The sequence below is a fragment of the Pseudomonas sp. EGD-AK9 genome, assembly GCF_000465935.2.
Lineage (GTDB): Bacteria > Pseudomonadota > Gammaproteobacteria > Pseudomonadales > Pseudomonadaceae > Aquipseudomonas.
On the sequence record NZ_AVOF01000422.1, the window covers coordinates 1 to 2415 of the forward strand.

Consider the following 2415-nt stretch of genomic DNA (forward strand, 5'->3'; position numbering starts at 1 on the left):
CAATCCCGCGCGCCCCCGGTGGCGCCGATACCCGCAGCGTGGCGCCCGCGGCACCCCGTCCGCCCGCCCACATGCCCGACTCCTAGTCCGACTGGCGCATGCCCAGTCACCGAATGGATGGCCATGCCGATGAACCACTCCCCCAGCACCACCCTGCCCGCCGCCGGCCTTGGCCAAGGCGGAATCGGCGACAAGATCCGCGGCGCCATGGCCGTCGGCAAGACGCGCTGGGGCATGCTCGCCCTGGTGTTCTTCGCCACCACCCTGAACTACATCGACCGCGCCGCCCTCGGCATCATGCAGCCGGTACTGGCCGAGGAGATGAGCTGGACGGCGATGGACTACGCCAACATCAACTTCTGGTTCCAGGTCGGCTATGCGGTGGGTTTCCTGCTGCAGGGCCGCTTCATCGACAAGGTCGGGGTGAAGCGCGCGTTCTTCCTCGCGGTGCTGCTCTGGAGCCTGGCCACCGGTGCCCACGGCCTGGCCACCTCGGCGGTCGGCTTCATGATCTGCCGCTTCATCCTCGGCCTGACCGAGGCGGCCAACTACCCGGCCTGCGTCAAGACCACGCGCATCTGGTTCCCGGCCGGCGAGCGCGCCATCGCCACCGGCATCTTCAACGCCGGCACCAACGTCGGCGCCATGGTCACCCCGGCGCTGCTGCCGCTGATCCTGCATGTCTGGGGCTGGCAGGCGGCGTTCGTCAGCATGGGCCTGCTCGGCCTGGTCTGGCTGGTGTTCTGGGCCCTGAAGTACTTCAACCCGGAAGATCACCCGAGCCTCAAGCGCAGCGAGCTGGCGTACATCCAGCAGGAGGTCGAACCCGAGCCGAGCAAGGTCGCCCTGGCGCGTATCCTGCGCATGCGCGGCACCTGGGCTTTCGCCCTGGCCTACGCGATCACCGCCCCGGTGTTCTGGTTCTACCTCTACTGGCTGCCGCCCTTCCTCAACGAGCAGTACGACCTGGGCATCAGCGTCACCCAGATGGGCATCCCGCTGATCCTGATCTGGCTCACCGCCGACTTCGGCAGCATCGGCGGCGGCATCCTCTCGTCCTGGCTGATCGGCCGCGGCATGCGCGCCACCACCGCACGCCTGCTGTCCATGCTGCTGTTCGCCTGCACCATCGTCAGCGTGGTGTTCGCCGCCAACGCCAGCGGCCTGTGGGTCGCGGTGCTGGCCATCGCCCTCGCCGTGGGCGCGCACCAGGCCTGGACCGCGAACATCTGGAGCCTGGTGATGGACTACACGCCCAAGCACATGATGAGCACCGTGTTCGGCTTCGGCGGCATGTGCGCAGCCATCGGCGGCATGTTCATGACGCAGATCGTCGGCTACGTGCTGACGGTGACGCACAACAACTACGCCCTGCTGTTCAGCGCGATCCCGGCGACCTACTTCCTCGCCCTGCTGTGGCTGTACCTGATGGCGCCGCGTCGGCTCAGCAGCGAGTCTGCCGACTAAAGGCCGCGCCCCGCTGCGGCGGGGCGTTACCGGCTCAGCCGCGGCGCTGCTGCCAGGCCGCCGCCAGTCCGCTCAGGCAGATCAGGGCGATGCCCACCAGCCCGGCCAGATCCGGGACATGGCCGAACAGCAGCAGGCCGAGCAGGCCGGCGAAGACGATCTGGCCGTAGCCGAAGGGCGCCAGCAGCGCCGGCGGCGCGTGGCGAAAGGCCTGGGTGAGGAACAGGTGCGCGGCCATGCCGCAGCCGCCCAGCGCCAGCATCCACAGGGCATGCGCCAGGCTCGGCAGCTGCCAGAAGAACGGCACCAGGGCGCTCATCAGCAGCGTGTTGCACAGCCCGGCGAAGAAGTTGCTGGTGGTGGCGCTGTCGCTCTCGCTGAGCTTGCGCGTCAGCAGCTGGTAGAGGCTGAAGCACAGCGCCGAGGCCAGTGGCAGCAGCACCGCCGGGGTGAACAGCGCACCGCCGGGGTGGACGATGATCAGCACCCCGGCGAAACCGGCCAGCACGGCGAACCATTGGCCGCGGCTGACCGCCTCGCCGAGCAGCGGCACGGACAACGCGGTGACCAGCAGCGGGGCGAGGAAATTCACCGCAGTGGCCTCGGCCAACGGCAGGAACAGCAGGCCGCTGGTGAACAGCAGGCTGGTGGCGCCCAGGCACAGCGCGCGCAGCAGCTGCAGGCCGGGACGCCGGCTACGCAGTACGCGCAGCCCCGATTGGGGCAGGAAGATGACCGCCATCAGCAGGCTGTGCACCAGGTAGCGCGCCCACACCACCATTACCACCGGGTAGAAGCCGGACAGGTACTTGGACAGTGCGTCGTGGCTGGCGAACAGCAAGGTCGCCAGCAGCACCAGGGCGATACCGGCCAGCGGCCGCGCCGGCGCGCCGTCCAGGCTGGCGGCCACGGCTACAACCGCGCCAGCAGCGTGCGGCTCTTGTCCAG

2 protein-coding genes are annotated in these 2415 nt (G+C 69.1%); one reads left to right on the forward strand and one right to left on the reverse strand.

Annotated elements, in window-relative coordinates; all coding sequences use genetic code 11:
* Positions 1–129: 129 nt before the first annotated feature.
* The gene (locus N878_RS17795) at positions 130–1467 is read left to right on the forward strand and encodes an MFS transporter (protein WP_021444938.1); all 1338 of its coding nucleotides are present in this window, start codon (positions 130–132) and stop codon (positions 1465–1467) included.
* Between the two features lie 34 nt (positions 1468–1501).
* On the opposite strand, the gene N878_RS17800 is transcribed toward N878_RS17795, so the two are convergent.
* Entirely contained in the window at positions 1502–2377 is an 876-nt protein-coding gene (locus N878_RS17800) for a DMT family transporter (RefSeq protein WP_021444939.1), read from the reverse strand.
* Positions 2378–2415 lie beyond the last annotated feature (38 nt).

What these genes read in the sequence shown, in the direction of transcription:
- N878_RS17795 (WP_021444938.1), top strand. Translation starts at nt 130, where the DNA reads ATGAACCACTCCCCCAGCACCACCCTGCCCGCCGCCGGCCTTGGCCAA.